This is a genomic window from Acidimicrobiales bacterium (assembly GCA_016716005.1).
Lineage (GTDB): Bacteria > Actinomycetota > Acidimicrobiia > Acidimicrobiales > JADJXE01 > JADJXE01.
Genome location: JADJXE010000001.1, coordinates 1965771 through 1983608 on the forward strand (window position 1 = coordinate 1965771; position 17838 = coordinate 1983608).

Sequence of the window (17838 nt, forward strand, 5' to 3'; positions counted from 1 at the left end):
CACGAAGGGGGTCACCCCATGGCCGACGGATCGGCGCTCTGCGCGTCGTGCGGCTCGCCGCTCGACGTGGGCGTCCACTTCTGCGCCGCCTGCGGCCAGCCCGTCGCCGCGGCCGCCGGCGCCGCACCCCTCGGCCCACCCCCGGCCGGCGGACCGCAGGGACCGCCACCCGGGCCGCCCCCCACGCCGCCGGGTCAGCCGGGCGGGGCTGCGCTGCCCCCGCCGCCCGCCGACGGGGGCTACCTGCCGCCGTCGGGCGGCTATCCGCCTGCCGGTGGCGGCTATCCCCCTGCCGGTGGCGGCTACCCCCCTCCCCCGCCCCCACCGCCGTCCGAGAAGCGGTGGCTGGTACCCCTGCTCATCGGGATCGGCGCCCTCGTCGTGGTGGCGCTGGTGGCCGGCGTCCTCGTCGCGACCAGCGGCGACGGCGGCGACGAGGAAGCCGAGGTGTTCCTCGAGCCGATCGACTACACCGGCGAGTTCCCCTTCACCGAGAGCACGGCTGCGGCCCTCCCCTCGAGCACCGTCGCGCCCTCCACGACGCGCCCGCCCAGCACCACGACCACCACGGCGGCGAGCGGCCGCACCCCGGTGGCGTCGGTCACCGGGTCGTCGCCAGGGCTGTACGGGGGCACCCAGAACGCGGCCGCGTGCGACGTCGAGGCCCAGATCCGGTTCCTCCAGGCCAACCCCGACAAGGCCCGCGCCTTCGCGGGCGTGCTCGGCATCACCCCGGCCCAGATCCCCAGCTACCTGCGGAGCCTCACGCCGGTGACCCTCACCCGCGACACCCGGGTGACGAACCACGGCTACCGCAACGGCCGGGCCACGAGCCTGCAGGCGGTGCTGCAGGCCGGCACGGCCGTGCTCGTCGATCGGTACGGCATCCCCCGCGTGAAGTGCGGCTGCGGCAACCCCCTCACCGAGCCGGTGCCGCAGCGCCGGCCACCGCGCTACGTCCCCCCACCCGGGCGCCAGCCCTGGCCCGGCTTCACCCCCACCACCGTCGTCGTGGTGCAGGTGAACATCCAGGTGAACATCTTCATCCTGGTGAACATCGTCACCGGCGGGTTCTTCGGCCGGCCGGCCGCCACCTCCGGCGACAACGACCGACCCTTCACGCGGGAGCTGTACTGCGAGCAGTACCCCATGGACCCGCGCTGCGCCGAGGTGAGCACCAGCACCACCACGGCCCCGCCGACCACCGTCGACTGCGCGCTGTTCCCGAACGACCCGCAGTGCACCGGGTCGACCACGACGACGATCATCCCCGACGACTTCTGCGACCTGTTCCCCGACGACCCGGCATGTGGTGGGCCGCCGGTCACCGACACCTTCCCGCCCACGGTCACCGAGCCGCCCACGCTCACCGAGCCGCCCACGCTCACCGAGCCGCCCCTGGGCACGGGCGACGTGCAGGCGACGCTCCGGTGGTCGTCCGGGGCCGACATCGACCTGGCCGTGACCGACCCGCTGGGCGAGACGATCAGCTTCGGCTCGCCCAGCTCGTCCAGCGGCGGCCAGCTCGACGTGGACGCCAACGCCTCCTGCGGCGGCGATGCGCCGGTGGAGAACATCTTCTGGCCGTCGGGCGCGGCGCCGGCCGGCGGCTACACGGTGACCGTCACCTACTACGGCGAGTGCGCCGGCGAGGGCGCGCAGTCGTTCACCCTCACCGTGCTGGTCGACGGCCAGCCGGTCATCGACACGTCCGACACCCTCAGCGGCCCGGGAGACTCCCGCTCGTACACCTTCAGCCGCTGACCCGACACGGGCTCAGCGGGCCCGCTCGGCCTCCACGGCCACCAGCGCGTCGACCAGGATGGCCGCGCCCTCGTCGGCCTCGGCCGCCGTGAGGGTGAGCGGGGGCGCGACCCGCAGGCAGTTGCCGAACAGGCCGCCCTTGCCCACGAGCAGCCCGCCGGCCCGAGTGAGCTCGAGGGCCCGCGAGGCCGCTGCCGGGTCGGGCGTGCGGCCGTCGGGCCCCACGAGCTCGATGCCAATCATGAGGCCCTTGGCCCGCACCTCGGCGACCACCGAGAGCGTCTCGGCGAGCGGCGCCAGGGCGTCGTGGAGGCGGCCACCCATCTCGCGGGCGTTGGCCTGCAGATCGTGGTCGAGCAGGTAGCGCAGGTTGGCCAGGGCCCCCGCCGTCGACAGCGGGTTGCCCCCGAAGGTGGAGATCGAGTTGGCCTGGACCGAGTCGACCAGCTCGGCCCGGCCGGCCACGCCGGCGACGGTGAGCCCGTTGCCGAGGCCCTTGGCGAAGGTGATCAGGTCGGGCTCGACGCCGTGGGCCTGGATCCCCCAGAAGTGCTCGCCGGTCCGCCCCCAGCCGGTCTGCACCTCGTCGGACACGAAGAGGATGCCGTACTCGTCGAGCACCTCCTTCATGGCCCCGAAGAACCCGTCGGGCGGGACGGCGAAGCCACCGACGCCCTGCACCGGCTCGGCGATCATGCAGGCCACGTCGCCCGCCGTCGTGGTCGCGATGACGTCGCGCAGGTCGTCGGCGCACACGCGGATGAAGTCGGGGTCGGACAGGTCGCGGAACGGGCTCCGGAAGCGGTAGCCGTTGTGGACGTAGCTCACGTTGAACGGGGTGAGGCTCGAGGCCGACCAGCCCCGGTTGCCGGTGACGGCCATGGTGGCGAAGGAGCGCCCGTGGTAGCTGTTGCGCAGCGCCAGCACCTGGTTGGAGCGCCTCACGGTGGAGCAGAGCAGCAGGGCCGTCTCGTTGGCCTCGGAACCCGAGCAGGTGAAGAACACCTTGGCGTCGGGCATGGGCGCCAGCCCGGCGATGAGCTCGGCCAGCTCCACCATCGGGCGGATCAGGTACAGCGTGCTGGTGTGGATCATCCGGCCGGCCTGCTCGCGGATGGCCTCGACCACCTCGGGCACGTTGTAGCCCGTCATCGTGGTGAGGATCCCGCCGAAGAAGTCGAGGTAGGTCCGGCCCTCGCCGTCGCGCACCCGCCTCCCCTCGCCGTCGACGAGCTCGATGGGCTCGTCGTAGTAGAGGGCCAGCCAGGAGGGCAGCACCGCTCGGTGGCGCTGCAGCAGCTCGTCGTGAGCCATGGGCATCCCCTCCCCGGGGGCGTCGCGTCCCGTCATCCTGCCAGCCCGCCGGCCGGCTGGTCCGTGCCGGCAGCCGGCTCGGGGGCGGAGGCCAGCTCGTCGACGGACGTGGCCGGGCTGAGCTCGGTGCCCGCCCGGTAGGCGGCCCGGGCCACCATGTGGCCGGCCGCCGGTGAGGTGACGAACAAGAAGAGGATGGCGAGGACCAGCTCCACCGTGTCGCCGGTGCCGCGGTCGCGCGCCACGGCCGCCACCACCACCAGCGCCGACCCCAGGGTCGCCGCCTTGGTCGCCGCGTGCATCCGCGCGAAGGCGTCGGGGAAGCGCACGACCCCCACCGCGGCGAGCAGCACCAGGGCCACGCCCCCCAGCACGAGCACCGAGGCGAGCAGGTCGCCGGCGCTCACCGGGCACCCCTCCGCTCGATGTACCTGGCGACGGTCACGGTGGCGACGAAGGCGACCAGGGCCGTGACCAGCACAGCGGTGACGAAGAACGTGCTGCCGGTGCGCACGGTGGCCACACCCATGCCGGCCAGCAGGATGAGCACCAGCAGGTCGGCGGCCACGATGCGGTCGGCCAGCGACGGCCCGCGCACCATCCGCACCACGGCGAGCAGCGCGGCGACGACGAGACCGGCGAAGGCCACGTCGGTGACGGCGTTCACGCAGCCACCCCCGCCAGGCGCCGCTCGACGTCGTCGACCGACCCGGCCGGGCCGAAGGCACGGAGGATCGACCGCTGCAGCAGCAGCACGTCCCGCCGGGCGTCGTCGAGCGTCCCCAGGCACAGGACGTGCACGTAGAGCACGTCGGGTTCGCGTCGGAGGTCGACGGTGAGCGTGCCCGGGGTGAGCGTGACGCAGTTGGCCAGCAGCACGAGCAGCCAGTCCGACGAGGTGCTCACCTCGACGGCCACGATGCCCTCCCGGACCCGGCTCGGCCGGATCACGGCCCGCACCACGTCGACGTTGGCCCGCACCAGCAGCCACGCAAAGTACCCGAGGAAGCGCGCCGTGCCGAACGGCCGGACCACGACGCGCGAGCGGCGCGGGTGGAGCGGGAAGGCCATGAGCAGGAAGCCGCCGGCGAGCACGCCTCCCAGCACGTTGGCGAGCGTGAGGTCGCCCCACAGCCCCACCCACACCGCGGTGAGGACCACCAGGGCCAGGGCGTACCGGACGGCGGGCGCAACCAGGCGGCTCACCGGCCGAGCACCGCCTGCACGTAGGCGGCCGGGTCGAGGAGGCCCTCGGCAGCCTGGCTGCTCAGGTCGTACAGGGGCCCGGCGAAGAGGGCCACCGCGACGGTGACCCCCACCAGCACCGCCGTGCCGATGGTCATCTGCGCCGGCACCAGCAGCCGTGCCCGGCCGGCCGGCGGCGACGGGACGGCCCCGCCGCGCTCCCCCCAGAAGACGCCCGCCCAGATCTTGTTCATGGAGAAGAGGGTGAACAGGCTCACCGCCAGGCTCACCCCGGTGACCACCCAGGCGTCGGCGGTGAAGCCGGCCTCGACCAGCCCGAGCTTGGCCGGGAAGCCCGAGAGGGGCGGCATGCCGGCCAGGCTCAGCGCGGCCAGGCCGAACAGCGCGGCCACGACCGGCAGCCGGCGGAGGAGGCCGCCGAGGGAGTGCAGGGCCGCGGTGCCGGTGGCGTGCTCCACCATGCCGCTCACGAGGAACAACGACGCCTTCACGGGGATCTGGTGGATCACGAAGAACACGGCTCCGGCCACGCCGCTCACGGTGAAGAGCCCGATGCCGAGCACCATGTACCCGATCTGGCTCACGATGTGGAAGCTCAGGATCCGCTTCATGTCGTCCTGGGCGATCGCCCCCAGCACGCCGACCACCATCGTGAGCCCGGCGACCGTCAGGATCAGCCAGCCCGGCGCGCCGTCGCCCCCGAACAGCATGGTCTGGCTCCGGATGATGGCGTACACGCCCACCTTGGTCAGCAGCCCGGCGAAGATCGCGGTGACCGGTGCCGGCGCCGTCGGGTACGAGTCGGGGAGCCAGCTGAACAGCGGGAAGATCGCCGCCTTCAGCCCGAAGACCACGAAGAACAGCACGCCGAGGGCGGTGCGCACGCCGTCGGGCAGGTCGGCGAGCTTGCGGACCAGCTCGGCCATGTTCACGGTGCCCGTGGCCGCGTACAGCAGGGCCAGGGCGGCCAGGAAGAGCGTCGAGGCGAGGATGTTGATGACCACGTAGGTCATCCCGGTGCGCACCTGGTCGCGGCGGCCGCCGAGGGTGATCAGGACGTAGCTGGCGGCCAGCAGCAGCTCGAAGGCGACGAACAGGTGGAAGAGGTCGCCGGTGAGGAAGGCGGCCGCCACGCCGGCGGTGAGCACCAGGTACACGGGGTGGAAGTACCGCGACGACGCGTCGGCGCCCTCCTGGCCGACCGCGAAGACCAGCACGCACAGCACGGTGGCCAGCGAGATCACGAGGAGCAGGGCCGAGAGCAGGTCGGCGACGTAGGTGATGCCCACCGGCGCGGGCCAGCCACCCAGGTCGACGGCGACGGGGCCGTCGCGCTCGACGCGCACCAGCACCGCGACGGCGGCGGCCAGCGACACCCCCAGCGCCGCGAGGCCGAGCACCCGCTGGGCCGCCACCCGGCGGTAGCAGGCCATCGACAGGCCTGCGCCCACCAGGCAGAGGATCACCGGGAGGGGCACGAGCACGTTCACCCGACCGACCCCCGGTCGGGCGTCGACGTGCCGGCGCGGTCGGCGGGGAACTCGCTGGGCAGCGTGTCGTCGTACTCGACCGGCCCCGGCTCCCGAGCACCGCGCTGGTGGCTCGCCCGGGCGATCCGCGCGTCCTCGAGGTCGTCCTCCACCTCGTCGGCTCCGGTGAGCTGCCAGCTGCGGTAGGCGAGCGCCAGCAGGAAGCCGGTGAGCCCGAACGAGATGACGATGGCCGTCAGGATCATGGCCTGGGACAGGGTGTCGCTGAAGGGCTCGGCGGTGGAGCCGACGAACGGCGGAGCGCCCGGCGGCCCGCCCGCGAAGATGAGCAGCAGGTTCACGCCGTGGCTGAGAAGCGCCAGCCCGAGGATCACGCGGGTGAGCGTGCGCTGCATCAGCATCCAGGTGCCGGTGGCGAACAGCACGCCGACCCCGACCGCGAGCGCGAGGATCACGCCGGCTCCTCCTCGCGGCCGACGCCTCGGGAGGCGCCCCGGGAGGCCTCGTCGCCGAGCACGCGGATCTCGGCCAGCACCAGCCCGACGACCACCAGGTACACGCCCGCGTCGAAGAACAGGGGCGACAGCACCTTGACCTTCCCGAGCAGGGGCAGGGTCGCCTCCACCGCGCCGCTCTCCAGCAGCTGGCCCCCGAACGCCCACGCGCCCATCGCCGTGCACCCGGCGACCACCAGGCCGATGCCCATCAGCGCCTCGGGGGAGATGCGGGGTCGCGGGTCCCGCCGGTCGAGGCCGGCCACGTAGCGGAGGACGAACCCCCCGCCGGCGACGAGGCCCCCGACGAAGCCGCCGCCGGGCAGGTTGTGGCCCACCGCGAGCAGCCAAAGCGACACCAGCAGGGTGGTGTGGAACACCAGCTCGACCGTGACGTCGAGGATCAGCGACCGGGGCCTCACGGCGCGTCCTCGGCCGGGTCGCCGGGCACCTGCGGTGCCTGGCCGCGCCGGCGCCCGGCCCGCACCAGGCCGATCACGCCGAGCGCGGTCACGGTGAGCACGGTGATCTCGCCCATCGTGTCGACGCCTCGGATGTCGACCAGGATCACGTTGACGATGTTCTTGCCGCCTCCCTCGGGGAGGGCCAGGCGGTCGATCTGCTCCGACACGGTCGGCCCCGACCGCGCTCCGAGCGCGACCAGCGCGAACAGGGTCATGAACAGCCCGACACCGACGGCGACCAGCCCACGCAGGACCTGGCTGCTCCGGAACGGTCGATCCGAGAACCGCTCGGGCAGGTGGCGCAGGACGAGCACGAAGATCACCACGCTGAGGGTCTCGATCAGCAGCTGGGTCAGGGCCAGGTCGGGCGCCCCCTGCACGACGAACAGCCCGGCCACCGCGTAGCCGACGACCCCGACGAGGAGCACGGCCGCGAAGCGCCGCCGGGCCAGCGCCGTGGCCACGGCGCCCACGGCGAGGATCACGACCAGCGAGACCTGCAGCCACGAACCGGCCTCGATGCCCCCGGGGAGCGCGGTGTCGGCCAGGAGAGCCGCACCCGGGAGCGCGACCACCGTCACCAGCGCCACGGCCAGGTAGAGGGGCAGGGAGCCGTGCTGCACCGCCCCGGTGAGCAGCCCAGCGCCCCGGAGGGAGCCGGCGACGGCGGCGTCGTAGCCACCCTGGGCCGACCCGACGTGGGGCACGCCGGCCTGGAGGCGCTCGACGGGGCGCCGGGCGGCGAACAGCACGAGCCCTCCGACCAGGGCCAGGGCCGAGAGCCACAGCGCCGGGTTGACGCCGTACCAGGCCTGGAGGCTCGTGGCCGACGACTCGGGGTCGAGGGCCCGGGCCCCGTCGACGACCAGGCCGTCGGCCAGCCAGGGTGCCACGCCCAGCACCAGGCACAACAGGGCGAGCACCGCGGCCGGCGCGACGAACGCGGCCCTGGGTCGCGCCGCCCCGGGGCCCACGGGCTCGCCGGCCAACTCGCCCGGGGCCTTGGTGGCGAACGTGCCCCACAGGAAGCGGGCGGTGTAGGCCACCGTGAGGACCGACCCGACCACGATGGCCCCCAGGGCTGGCGCGCCCCACGGCAGACCGCTGTGCAGCCACGCGTCCAGCGACTTCTCCTTGGCCACGAACCCGAGCAGCAGTGGGATGCCGGCCATCGACGCCGATGCCAGGGCCGCGGTGACGAACACCGCCGGCATGCGGGCGCCCAGGCCGGACAGCCGCCGGAGGTCGCGCGTGTGCGCCTGGTGGTCGACGATGCCGACCACCATGAACAGCGGCGCCTTGAACAGGGCGTGGGCGAGCAGCAGGGCGCACCCGGCGGTGATCGCCTCCGGCGTGCCGAGGCCGTACACCGCGAAGAGCAGGCCCAGCTGGGCCACCGTGCCGTAGGCCAGCACCAGCTTCACGTCGTGCTGGCGAAGGGCGCGGTAGCCCCCCACCAGCATCGACGCCAGGCCCACCGTGACCGCCGCCGCCCGCCACCACGGCGTCTCGGGCGACACGACCGGCGCGAAGCGGGCCAGCAGGTACACGCCGGCCTTCACCATGGTGGCCGAGTGCAGGTACGCGCTCACCGGCGTGGGCGCAGCCATGGCCCCGGGCAGCCACGGGTGGAACGGCACCTGGGCCGACTTGGTGCACGCACCCAGGAGCACCAGCCCCAGGCCCACCTCGGCCATCGGACCCGCCAGCGGCTGCGCCAACATGCCGGAGAGCGACGTCGTCCCGGTCGCCAGCGAGAGCAGCACGAGGCCGCCGAGCAGGGCCAGCCCGCCGGCCCCCGTGGTGAGCAGCGCCTGGGTGGCGGCCTTGCGGGCCCGCGGCTCGGCGTCGTCGAACCCGATCAGCAGGAACGACGTGATCGACGTGAGCTCCCAGAACACGAACAGCCCGAAGACGTTGTCGCTCAGGACGAGCCCGAGCATGGCGCCCGCGAATCCCGTCAAGGTGGCCGCGAACCGCCCGACGCCCGGGCGGTCCGTGTGGTCGAAGTACCAGGCCGCGTACACGAACACCAGCACGCCGATCCCCGACACCAGCGCCACCATCAGCAGGGCGAAGGCGTCGAGCCGGAAGGCGAACGTGAGCCCGAGCTGCTCCACCCACACGAACGACTGGGTGACGACCCCGCCCGAGGTGACCTCGGGCGCCTGCGCCGCGGCCCACACCGCCGCGGCGAGGGGCGCGACGGCGCACACCAGGAACACCCTGGCCCCGAGGCGCCGGTGGGCCAGCGAAGCCGCGGCGGCGACCGCCACGTGGAGGAGTAGGAGCGCGACCATGGGATCGCCGGCGGAGCCTAGGGCCACCTCCAGCGGTTGCCCGCCGGAGGACCGCCCGGTTCACGGACCGTTCACACCGCCCGTGGCCGCCCCGGGCGGCCGGCCCCTACCAGACCCTGACGCCGGGGGCGTTCAGCTCGATCGGCCAGTAGTGCCAGATCGTGATGCCGTACACCAGCACCGACAGCACCACGGCGATCAGGCTCCAGATGCCGAGCCGGTCGAGGAACTTCCAGCTCTCGCGCGGGCCGTGGATGGTCTCGGTGATCGGCATCCGCTGGGTGGTGTCGACGGCCCGGACGTTGAAGATGGTCGCCACCATCACCACGAAGAAGAGCGCGCCGGAGAGGAACATCATCGTGCCGCCGATGGCGGTCAGGGTGTTGGCCAGGTCCCAGCCGGAGAAGTTGTCCAGGTAGACCGCGTCGGCGATCTGGGTGCGGCGGGGCATGCCCTCGAGGCCGCCCGCCATCTGGCCGCGGGAGAACACCAGCACGCCGGCCAGCCACAGCCAGCCCTGCAGCACCGCCAGCCGGCGGAGGGCCAGGCGCTTGCCCGTGAGGTACGGCACCAGCCAGTAGCAGATGCCCATGATCGACAGCGCCACGGCCGTGCCCACCGTGAGGTGGAAGTGGCCGGGGATGAACGAGCTGTTGTGGACGACCAGGTTCAGGGTGAGGCTGGCGTTGATCAGGCCGCTGGCGCCGCCGAGGAAGAAGGCCAGGCCCGCCAGCAGCTGGGCGCTGACCGACGGGTCGCCCCAGGGCAGCTTGGGGATCCACCCGAGGATCCCCTTGCCGCCGCGGCTCCGCCCCCCCATCTCGAGGCCGGCGATCACCGAGAAGGCCGTGATCATCGACGGCACGAAGATCACCAGGGTGAGGAGGAACGACATGGTCTTCGCCTGCTCCCCGATGCCCGGATCGGTGAACTGGTGGTGCACGCCCACCGGCAGCAGCACCAGGAAGAACAGGAACGCGAGCCGGGCGAGGCCGTCGCTGTACAGCTTGCCGCCGGCGGCCTTCGGCAGCATCAGGTACCAGCTCACGTAGACCGGGAGGAGCCAGAAGTACACGATCGGGTGGCCGGTGAACCAGAAGAGGATCCGGTTGAACTGGGGGTCGACGTTGTCGATCCATCCCAGCGACCAGGGGATCAGGAAGCCGAGAACCTCGATGGCGATGCCCACCGATGCCAGCGTCCACATGATCATGGTGACGATCGACGTGAACGACAGCAGCGGGATGCGCTCGCTCCGGTTGTCCTTGCGCCAGGCGTGCAGGGTGAGCAGCTGGTTGAGCAGCGTGGCCCACGTGGAGAGCACCAGGAACACCGCTCCGACGTAGAACAGGGTCGTCGCCTTCATGGGCGAGTAGAAGGTGAACAGCACCGTCGCCTTGTTGGTGAGCATGGCCCACGCCGCGAGGCCGGTGCCGATCCACGCCAGCCACAGGCCCGTGTTCGCCACCGCCGGGCTCACCAGCGGGCGCCCGAAGCCCTTCATGGTCGTGAGCGACATGAAGGAGTTGGCGAAGGTGAAGGTGAACACGATGGCCAGCACGACGCCGTGGATGGTGAGGCCCTGGTAGTAGCTCTTCAGGCCGACCACGTCGTAGAGGTAGATGTCGACGCGCTCGAGGGCCTGCAGCAGGCCCATCACCACGCCCAGGAACAGCCCGACGAGCGCCAGGTAGAGCTGCCACTTGACGGGCCGTAGGTCGGCGGCGGTCACCCCGGGGAGGTCGACCCGCCAGGCGCGCGGGGGCGCGGCGACGTCCTCGGTTGGGGTGATGCGCTCCTCGGTGATGCTCACGCGGTGATCCCTCTCTCGTGTGGCGGCGTGACGGTGGTCGGGCGGCCGGGGGGCCGGGCGCCTACTCGACGGTGATCGTGGCGCCCATCTGATGGTGGCCGATGCCGCAGTACTCGTGGCAGAGCAGGGTGTACGTCCCGGTGTCGTCGAAGGTGACGTCGACCTGGGAGATCTGACCGGGGATGACCATCACGTTCACGTTGGTGTCGGGGATCCGCATGCCGTGGATCACGTCGACCGACGTGGCGATGATCGACACCTCGGCCCCCTTGGGCACGGTGACGTCGGCGCCGTCCCAGGCCCAGGCCCGGCCGATCAGCACCAGCTCGTAGCGGTTGTCGCCCAGCGGGCGCAGGCCCGGCTCGGTGAAGGGCGCGGTGGTGGTGACGGCCTGGGGGTCGATCCGCCCGCTGGGGGTGGGCAGCGACACGCTGTGCTGGGTGACGCTCAGCACGACGGCGACCACGCAGCCCACCAGCACGACGACGGTGACGACGAGGAACCACTTCTCGAATCGCTCGATCTTCACGCTAGCTCCGGCCGATCAGCAGGTAGTAGGCCCAGCCCCACATGGCCATGATGAGCAGGATGAACAGGCCGAGGATGAGCATGGTCCCGTTCGGACGGTGCTCCTCCTCCTCATGAGCGGGGGCCTCCGAGGGGGTCGTGTGCGTGGACTCGCTCACTGGACCGTGACCGTGCCCTTCATGCCCGCCGCGAAGTGGCCGGGCACCGTGCAGATCACCTGGTACTCGCCGGCGTCGAGGGTGAAGGCGACCTCGCCCTGCTCGCCCGCCGGGACGTTGTCGGTGGCCGCGAGCACCAGGTCCTCGTTGAAGTCGGCCTCGCTGGAGATGGACTCGCTGAGGATCGTCCAGTTGTGCTCCACCGCCCCCTCGTTGGTGAGGACCGCGGAGACCTCTTCGCCGGCGGGCACGAGGACGTCGGCCGGGTTGAAGGAGAACTCGTTGGCCCCGATCTCGGGGTTGGCGGTGGGACCGCTCGGCGCCGCGGCGCCGCCGCCGCCCTCGCTGTCGGAGCTGCCGGCGACCACGATCGCCACCACGGCGAGCACCAGCGCGATGAAGGCGACCACGGTCACCACCGCGAGCCAGGCCGACTGGCCGGCGCCGAACAGGATCTCCGATCCCTGCTCGCTGTCGTCCTGAACGTCCTGTTGCGTCTTGGCCATCGATTCTCCCTGGGCTCCCTGGTTGCCGACGACTGGTCGGCGTGACTGTCTAGCAAATCCCCCGACCCCGCCGGGAACTCGGCACCGGTCGGGAACGACAACCATCGTTGCCTACACGTCGCCCTCCGCGCCACAGGAGGGTCGAAAGTCCCGAGTCGAGCGTGCGCGGTGCCACCGTCGCCCGCCCGCTCGGTAGCCTCCCGGCGGTGACCGGACGGCGGACGATCCCGCTGGTGGGGCGGTCGAGCCAGCTGGCGGTGGCCTCGGCGGCGCTGCGGTCGGCCGCAGCCGGCAGCGGCGACGTGCTGTCGGTGAGCGGCGAGGCCGGGGCCGGCAAGACCCGCCTGCTCCGCTCGGTGGCCGACCAGGCCCGCGACGAGGGGATGGCGGTGGTGTGGGCGACCGCCGACCCGGCCGAGGCGGGCCGGCCCTACGCCCCCCTGCTCGCCGCCTTCGGCGTGGACGCCGTGCACCCCGACCCCACGCTCGCCCGGCTGGCCGCCCGAGCCGTTCCGGCCGTGGTGGGGCTGGTCGGTCCGGACTCCCTCGCCGGGGCCGGGCGGCCCGGCGGCCCGGCGGTCGATGCGTCGGACGCGGTGGTCGACCTGGTGGAGCGGACCGCCACGCGCCTCCCGCTGCTGCTCGTCGTGGACGACGCCCAGTGGGCCGACCGGGGGACGCTGGCCGTGCTGCGCTCCCTGGCCCGACGAGCCCGCTCCATGGCCCTGCTGCTGGCCGTGGCCACCCGCCCCGAGGGCGAGGACCGGCCCGACCTGGTCGAGGTGCGCGCCTCGGGGCCCCACCTCGACCTGACCCCCCTCCGCCACGACGAGGTCCGCTCCCTCGCGACCTCGCTGCTGGGCGGGCCGCCGGGGCCGCACCTGTCCGAGCAGCTGGCCAAGGCCGGCGGCAGCCCGTACCTGGTGGTCGAGCTGCTCGAGGCCGTCGTCCGGGAGGGGCTCCTCGATGAGGGGCCCGACGGGATCGACCTGCGCGCCGCCGGGGACGGCGCCGGCGAGACCGGGCCGGCCGTGCTGCGTCGGCTCCGCTCGCTGGCGCCCGGCACCCTCGAGGTCCTGCGGGCCGCGGCCGTGTTCGGGCCGTCGTTCACCGAGGCCGAGCTCGCTGGGCTGGTCGGCAAGGATCCGACCCCACTCGACGAGGCGCTCGCCGAGGCGGTGGCTGCGGGGGTGCTGGAGCGGCGACCCCCCGGCCTCTGGTTCCGCCACGACCTGCTGCACGAGTCGCTGCTGGGGTCGGTGCCCGCCGTGCTCCGAGGCGCCCTGCACCTCGACGCCGCCCGGGCCTGCGCGCAGGCCGGAGCGCCGGCGGCACGCGTGGCCCACCACGCCCTCCTCGCACCGGTCACCGAGGATCGGGAGCTGGCCGGGTGGCTGCGCAGGGCGGCGCGCGACATCGCCGCCGACGATCCGGCGACGGCCGCCCGGCTGCTCGAACGGGCCGTCGCCACCACCCCGCCTCACGACCCCTCCCGCATCGAGGCCGCCGCCGAGCTGGCCCAGGGGCTCGCCGTCGCCGGTGTCCTGGCCGAGGCCGAGCGTGTCGCCACCGCGGGCCTGGCCGGCGACCCGGCGCCCGACCCGGCCCGCGACCTGCGCCGCACCCTGGCGTACGTCCGCTTCGCCCGGGGCGAGTTCGCCGCCGCGGGCCGGCTGCTGGAGTCAGGGCCGGAGGCGGACGGACCCTCGCTCGTCGAGGCCGCCTTCGCCCGGCTGCTGCAGCTCGACCTGGACGGGGCCGAGGCCGCCGCCCGGGCCTCGCTCGACCGCGCCGGGGCACCGCCGGGGGGGGCGTCACCCGACGAGATCACCCGCACCCTCGCGCTCACGGCGCTGAGCTACCTGGCGATGCTGCGGGGCGACACCGGCGGGGCCGTCGAGCTGAGCGCCCGAGCGGTGGCCGCCGCCGACCGCAGCCCCAACCTCGAGGCCCACCGGTTCCAGCCGGCGCTGTTCGGCGCGCTGGCGCTGACCCTCCACGATCGCAGCACCGAGGCCGCGGCGTCGCTCGCCACGAGCCGCCGGCTGGCCCGCCGCCTCGGCACCGGCTGGGACGCGCCGCTCCGCCATGCCGTCGCCGCCCTCGAGCACCACCGGAGCGGCCGCTGGGACGACTGCCTGGCCGAGTGCGAGACCGGGCTCGAGGTGGCGCGCGGCCACGACCTCCACCTCGCCGACCTGCTCCTCCACGCCCACGTCGCGCTGGTCGCCGTCCGACGGGGAGACCGTGACACCGCCGAGGGCGCGCTCCGGGGGGCCGACGACGCCCTGGGCTCCGGTGCTCGGCTCGGGCTCACGTGGTCCTCCTGGGCCCGTGCCCTGGCGCGGGCCGGCGACGGCGACGACGGGCTCGCCTGCGACGCCCTGGTCGCGCTCGAGCAGCTGTCGGTGCCCTTCGGCCTGCTGGTCCGGCTCCACCCGGCCTCACCCGACCTGGTGCGGCTGGCGCTCCGGGCCGGACGGCCCGAGCAGGCGGCCGCCACCGCCGAGCACGCCACCCTCCTCGCGACCAGGAGCGGTGCGCCCACCGTGGTCGCCGCCGCGCTGCGGTGCCAGGCCCTGTGTCGCGGCGACGCCGACGCCGCGGTGGCGGCGGCCGAGGCCTACGCCGGGGCCGGACGGCCGGTGGAGGAGGCCGACGCGGCTACCGACGCCGCGCTGGCCCTCGCCGCTGCCGGACACCCGGCAGCGGCCGAGGCGTGGGCCCTGCGCGCGGCCGCCGCCTACGAGGCGGTCGGCGCCGACGCCGACCTCGACCGCCTGCGGTCCGCCGGCCTGGCCCGCCGACGTGGGCCCAACCGCAGCGCCTCGTCAGGGCCCGAGGCGCTCACCCCGACGGAGCGACGAGTCGCCGGGCTGGTCGCCGAGGGCCACTCCAACATCGACGTCGCCGAGCGGCTGGGCCTGTCGCGGCGAACGGTGGAGACCCACCTGCAGCACGTGTTCACCAAGCTCGGGATCACGAACCGCATGGCCCTGGCGCTGCGGTGGCGGGAGCGGGGGCAGCGGCGGGGGCAGCCCGCACCCCTGGGCCGCGGGCGGTGACCACGGGAGCGCCGACGCCGGCCGCCCTGGTCGGCCGGGACCAGGCCTGGGCTGCGGCCACCGACCGGCTCCGCGCCCTCGCCGACGGCGGTGGCGGCGGCCTGGTGGTGACCGGCGAGCCCGGCGCGGGCAAGACCCTGCTGGCCGAGCTGCTCACCGACGAGGCCCGGGCACGGGGGCTGGTGGTCCGGCGGGCGGCGGCACCCCCGCCCGGGGTCGAGCGCCCCCGCGGCGTGCTGGCCACCGCCCTGGCGGGCGAACGCGCCGACCGGGCGGCACCCGCCGACACGGCTGCGGACCCCGCCACCACCCTCGGACAGCTCCTGGCCGGGCCCGCGCCGGTCGTCCTCGCCATCGACGACGCCCACTGGGCCGACCGAGCGGCCCTCCGGGTGCTGGAACGGCTCGCTCCCGACCTGGCGCGCCTCCCGCTGCTGCTCGTGCTGGCGTTCCGCCCGGCGCCCCGACCGCCGTCGCTCGACGACCTGCTCGACGCCCTGCCCGGCGAGCGGACCACCCGGGTCACCCTCGGGCCGCTCGACGCGAGCGCCGTCGGCCGGCTGCTCGCGGGCGAGCTGGGCAGGACACCGGGCAAGCGCCTGCTGCGGGAGGCGGCCCGTGCCCGCGGCAACCCCTTCCTCGTCCTCGAGCTGGCCCGCGCCGTCGCCGAAGCGGGCCTGCTGGAGCGGGTCGGTGACCAGGTCGAGCTGGTGCCGTCCCCCGGCCGCGACGACCGGCGCCTGACCGGCCGGCTCGCCCACCTCGACCCGGCGACCTCGGAGGTGCTGCGCGCCGCTGCCGTGCTGGGCGTGCCGGCCACACCGTCGGAGCTGTCGTCGATGCTCGGCGTCCCGGTGGCCGGTCTGGTCGGGCCGGTGGAGGAGGCGCTTCGCCTGACCGTCCTCGAGGAGGTCGGCGACCGGCTCGGGTTCCGCCACGACCTGCTGCGGGCCGCGCTCTACGCATCGACGCCCGAGCAGGTGCGGGTGCACCTGCACCGCACCGCGGCCGCCGCGGCCGAGGCCTCGGGGGCCCCGACCAGCCAGGTGCTGCGACACCGCCTGCTCGCCGGCGACCCGGTCGACGACGCCCTGCTGGCATGGATGGACACGGCCGCGGCCGAGCGGGCCGCCGCCACCGCCCCGGCGGTCGACGTGCTGGACGAGGCCGCCAGCCACCTGCCAGCCGGCCACCCGTCGCGCCCGGCCCTGGACGCGGCCCTGGCCCGCGCCCTCCTTCTCGACGGGCGCCCCGCCGCGGCCGAGCGCACCGCTCGAGCGGTCCTCGCCGCGGGCCCGGGGACCGACGTGGCCACCAGGGCCGGGCGCACCCTCGTCGACGCCCTGCTCGCCCAGGGCCGGGTGGGGGCGGCCGCCGCCGCGGCCACCGACCCACGCCCCGAGACCGCGGTGGCCGTGCTCCTGGGAGACGAGCCGGCGGCGGCGGCCGGGCCGGCGCGCCTGCTGCTCGATCGACCCGGCGAGGAGGCGCTGGCGCTCGCCCTGCTCGCGGCCTCGGCCGCCCTCACGGGCGACGACCACACGGCCCGCCGGCACGCCGCGCAGGTGCGAGACCTGGCCCGGCACCTGCCCGCCCTCCGCGCCCGACGGTGGCCTCCGGCGCTGTGGCTGGGCCTGGCGGCCAGCCTGGGCGACCGGGGTGGGGAGGCGCTCGCCGACCTGGCCGCCGCCGCCGACGGCACGCCGCCGCCCGAGGCGGGCTGGACCGCCGGCCTGCGCCATGCCTTCGCGGCCGAGGAGCACGAACGATCGGGCCGCTGGGACGACGCCTGGGCCGAGACGTCGGCCGGCCTGGACGCGTCGCGCGAAGGGGCCGCCCTCGGGGTGCTCATCCTGCTGGGCGTCGCGGCCCGCATCAGCGGGCGCAGGGCGCTCCCGGAGGCGGCCGCCGCCGCCGACCGCGCCGCCGCCGAGGTGGCCGCCGGGGCGACGGTGGGCGGCGAGTGGGCCGCGCTGGGCCGCGCCGCGGTGCTCGAGGGCGGGGGGGACCCCGCCGGAGCCCTCGCCGTGCTCCTCGCGGCCGTCGAGTCGGCGGCCGACGCCGGGAGAACCGGCCGGCTCCACCTGCTCACCCCCGACGTGGTGCGCCTGGCCCTGGCCAGCGGCGAGGGCGACGTGGCGGCATGGGCCGCTCGCCTCACCGACCGGCGCGCCGAGGGGTCCACGGTGCCCTCGGTGGTGGCGGCCGCGCATCGGTGCCGGGGCCTGGTGGATCGGGACCCCGATCGCCTCCTCGCCGCCGCGGCGGTGCTCGAGGGCACCGGGCGCCCACTGGAGCGGGCCGCGGCCGCCGTCGAGGCCGCCCTCGCGCTGGCCGACCGGGGCCGGCCCGACGACCTGCGCGGACTGCTGGCGCCGGCCCTGGCCACCTACGCGTCGGTCGGGGCGACCCTCGACGCCGACCGCGTCCGTGCCGCGCTCCGGGCCCGTGGCCTGCGACCCCCGCGCGCGACCAGACCGGCCGAGGGATGGGACGCCCTCACCCCGGCCGAGCTCCAGGTGGTGGCGCTGGTCGCCGAGGGGGCCACCAACCAGCAGATCGCCGATCGGCTCTACCTCTCCCGGCGCACGGTGGAGACGCACCTGCGCCGGGTGTTCACGAAGCTCGGCACGTCCTCACGGGTGGAGCTGGCCGTCGCCGCGACCCGGCGCGGCCTGGCCGGCTGACTGCCCTGCGCGTTCTCTGGCAGGTTCACCACCACCAGGGTGGTCGAGC

At 74.8% G+C, this 17838-nt stretch carries 15 protein-coding genes; 3 read left to right on the forward strand and 12 right to left on the reverse strand.

Annotated features, from left to right (window positions below; genetic code table 11):
- Nucleotides 1–18 precede the first annotated feature (18 nt).
- Nucleotides 19–1764 carry a hypothetical protein gene (locus IPM45_09665; protein ID MBK9179816.1) on the forward strand — a complete coding sequence of 582 codons (1746 nt, stop codon included), beginning with the start codon at nt 19–21 and terminating at the stop codon, nt 1762–1764.
- Between the two features lie 12 nt (nt 1765–1776).
- On the opposite strand, the gene IPM45_09670 is transcribed toward IPM45_09665, so the two are convergent.
- The 12 genes from IPM45_09670 to IPM45_09725 form a co-directional block, all read right to left on the reverse strand.
- Nucleotides 1777–3078 (reverse strand): aspartate aminotransferase family protein, encoded by a 1302-nt coding sequence (locus IPM45_09670; GenBank protein ID MBK9179817.1) that lies wholly within the window; start codon nt 3076–3078, stop codon nt 1777–1779.
- A gap of 32 nt (nt 3079–3110) precedes the next feature.
- Nucleotides 3111–3485, reverse strand: a complete 375-nt coding sequence (locus IPM45_09675; GenBank protein MBK9179818.1) for a monovalent cation/H(+) antiporter subunit G — start codon at nt 3483–3485, stop codon at nt 3111–3113.
- Complete coding sequence (locus IPM45_09680) at nt 3482–3745, reverse strand: cation:proton antiporter (protein ID MBK9179819.1); 264 nt, start codon at nt 3743–3745, stop codon at nt 3482–3484. The genes IPM45_09675 and IPM45_09680 overlap by 4 nt, the downstream gene beginning before the upstream one ends.
- Nucleotides 3742–4284 (reverse strand): Na+/H+ antiporter subunit E, encoded by a 543-nt coding sequence (locus tag IPM45_09685; GenBank protein MBK9179820.1) that lies wholly within the window; start codon nt 4282–4284, stop codon nt 3742–3744. The genes IPM45_09680 and IPM45_09685 overlap by 4 nt, the downstream gene beginning before the upstream one ends.
- Nucleotides 4281–5774 (reverse strand): Na+/H+ antiporter subunit D, encoded by a 1494-nt coding sequence (locus IPM45_09690; protein MBK9179821.1) that lies wholly within the window; start codon nt 5772–5774, stop codon nt 4281–4283. The genes IPM45_09685 and IPM45_09690 overlap by 4 nt, the downstream gene beginning before the upstream one ends.
- A complete protein-coding gene (locus IPM45_09695; GenBank protein ID MBK9179822.1) occupies nt 5771–6229 on the reverse strand; it encodes a Na(+)/H(+) antiporter subunit C in 459 nt (152 codons plus the stop codon). The genes IPM45_09690 and IPM45_09695 overlap by 4 nt, the downstream gene beginning before the upstream one ends.
- Complete coding sequence (locus IPM45_09700; protein MBK9179823.1) at nt 6226–6690, reverse strand: hypothetical protein; 465 nt, start codon at nt 6688–6690, stop codon at nt 6226–6228. Before IPM45_09700 ends, IPM45_09695 begins: the two co-directional genes overlap by 4 nt.
- Nucleotides 6687–9032 carry a DUF4040 domain-containing protein gene (locus IPM45_09705; protein ID MBK9179824.1) on the reverse strand — a complete coding sequence of 782 codons (2346 nt, stop codon included), beginning with the start codon at nt 9030–9032 and terminating at the stop codon, nt 6687–6689. The genes IPM45_09700 and IPM45_09705 overlap by 4 nt, the downstream gene beginning before the upstream one ends.
- Before the next feature lie 106 nt (nt 9033–9138).
- Nucleotides 9139–10845 (reverse strand): cbb3-type cytochrome c oxidase subunit I, encoded by a 1707-nt coding sequence (locus IPM45_09710; protein MBK9179825.1) that lies wholly within the window; start codon nt 10843–10845, stop codon nt 9139–9141.
- A gap of 61 nt (nt 10846–10906) precedes the next feature.
- A complete protein-coding gene (locus IPM45_09715) occupies nt 10907–11374 on the reverse strand; it encodes a cytochrome c oxidase subunit II (protein ID MBK9179826.1) in 468 nt (155 codons plus the stop codon).
- A gap of 1 nt (nt 11375) precedes the next feature.
- On the reverse strand, nt 11376–11531 hold the full coding sequence (locus IPM45_09720; GenBank protein ID MBK9179827.1) for a cytochrome c oxidase subunit 2A: 156 nt from the start codon (nt 11529–11531) through the stop codon (nt 11376–11378).
- The gene (locus IPM45_09725; GenBank protein ID MBK9179828.1) at nt 11528–12037 is read right to left on the reverse strand and encodes a cupredoxin domain-containing protein; all 510 of its coding nucleotides are present in this window, start codon (nt 12035–12037) and stop codon (nt 11528–11530) included. The genes IPM45_09720 and IPM45_09725 overlap by 4 nt, the downstream gene beginning before the upstream one ends.
- 206 nt (nt 12038–12243) lie before the next feature.
- Here IPM45_09725 and IPM45_09730 point away from each other — a divergent pair, with 206 nt between their 5' ends.
- Entirely contained in the window at nt 12244–15102 is a 2859-nt protein-coding gene (locus IPM45_09730; GenBank protein ID MBK9179829.1) for an AAA family ATPase, read from the forward strand.
- Complete coding sequence (locus IPM45_09735; protein ID MBK9179830.1) at nt 15099–17789, forward strand: DUF2791 family P-loop domain-containing protein; 2691 nt, start codon at nt 15099–15101, stop codon at nt 17787–17789. Before IPM45_09730 ends, IPM45_09735 begins: the two co-directional genes overlap by 4 nt.
- Nucleotides 17790–17838: the final 49 nt, after the last annotated feature.

Bases quoted from the DNA above. Each gene is read 5' to 3' on its own strand.
- IPM45_09670 (MBK9179817.1), bottom strand. From the start codon at position 3,078: ATGGCTCACGACGAGCTGCTGCAGCGCCACCGAGCGGTGCTGCCCTCC.
- IPM45_09705 (MBK9179824.1), bottom strand. From the start codon at position 9,032: ATGGTCGCGCTCCTACTCCTCCACGTGGCGGTCGCCGCCGCGGCTTCG.
- IPM45_09725 (MBK9179828.1), bottom strand. From the start codon at position 12,037: ATGGCCAAGACGCAACAGGACGTTCAGGACGACAGCGAGCAGGGATCG.
- IPM45_09665 (MBK9179816.1), top strand. From the start codon at position 19: ATGGCCGACGGATCGGCGCTCTGCGCGTCGTGCGGCTCGCCGCTCGAC.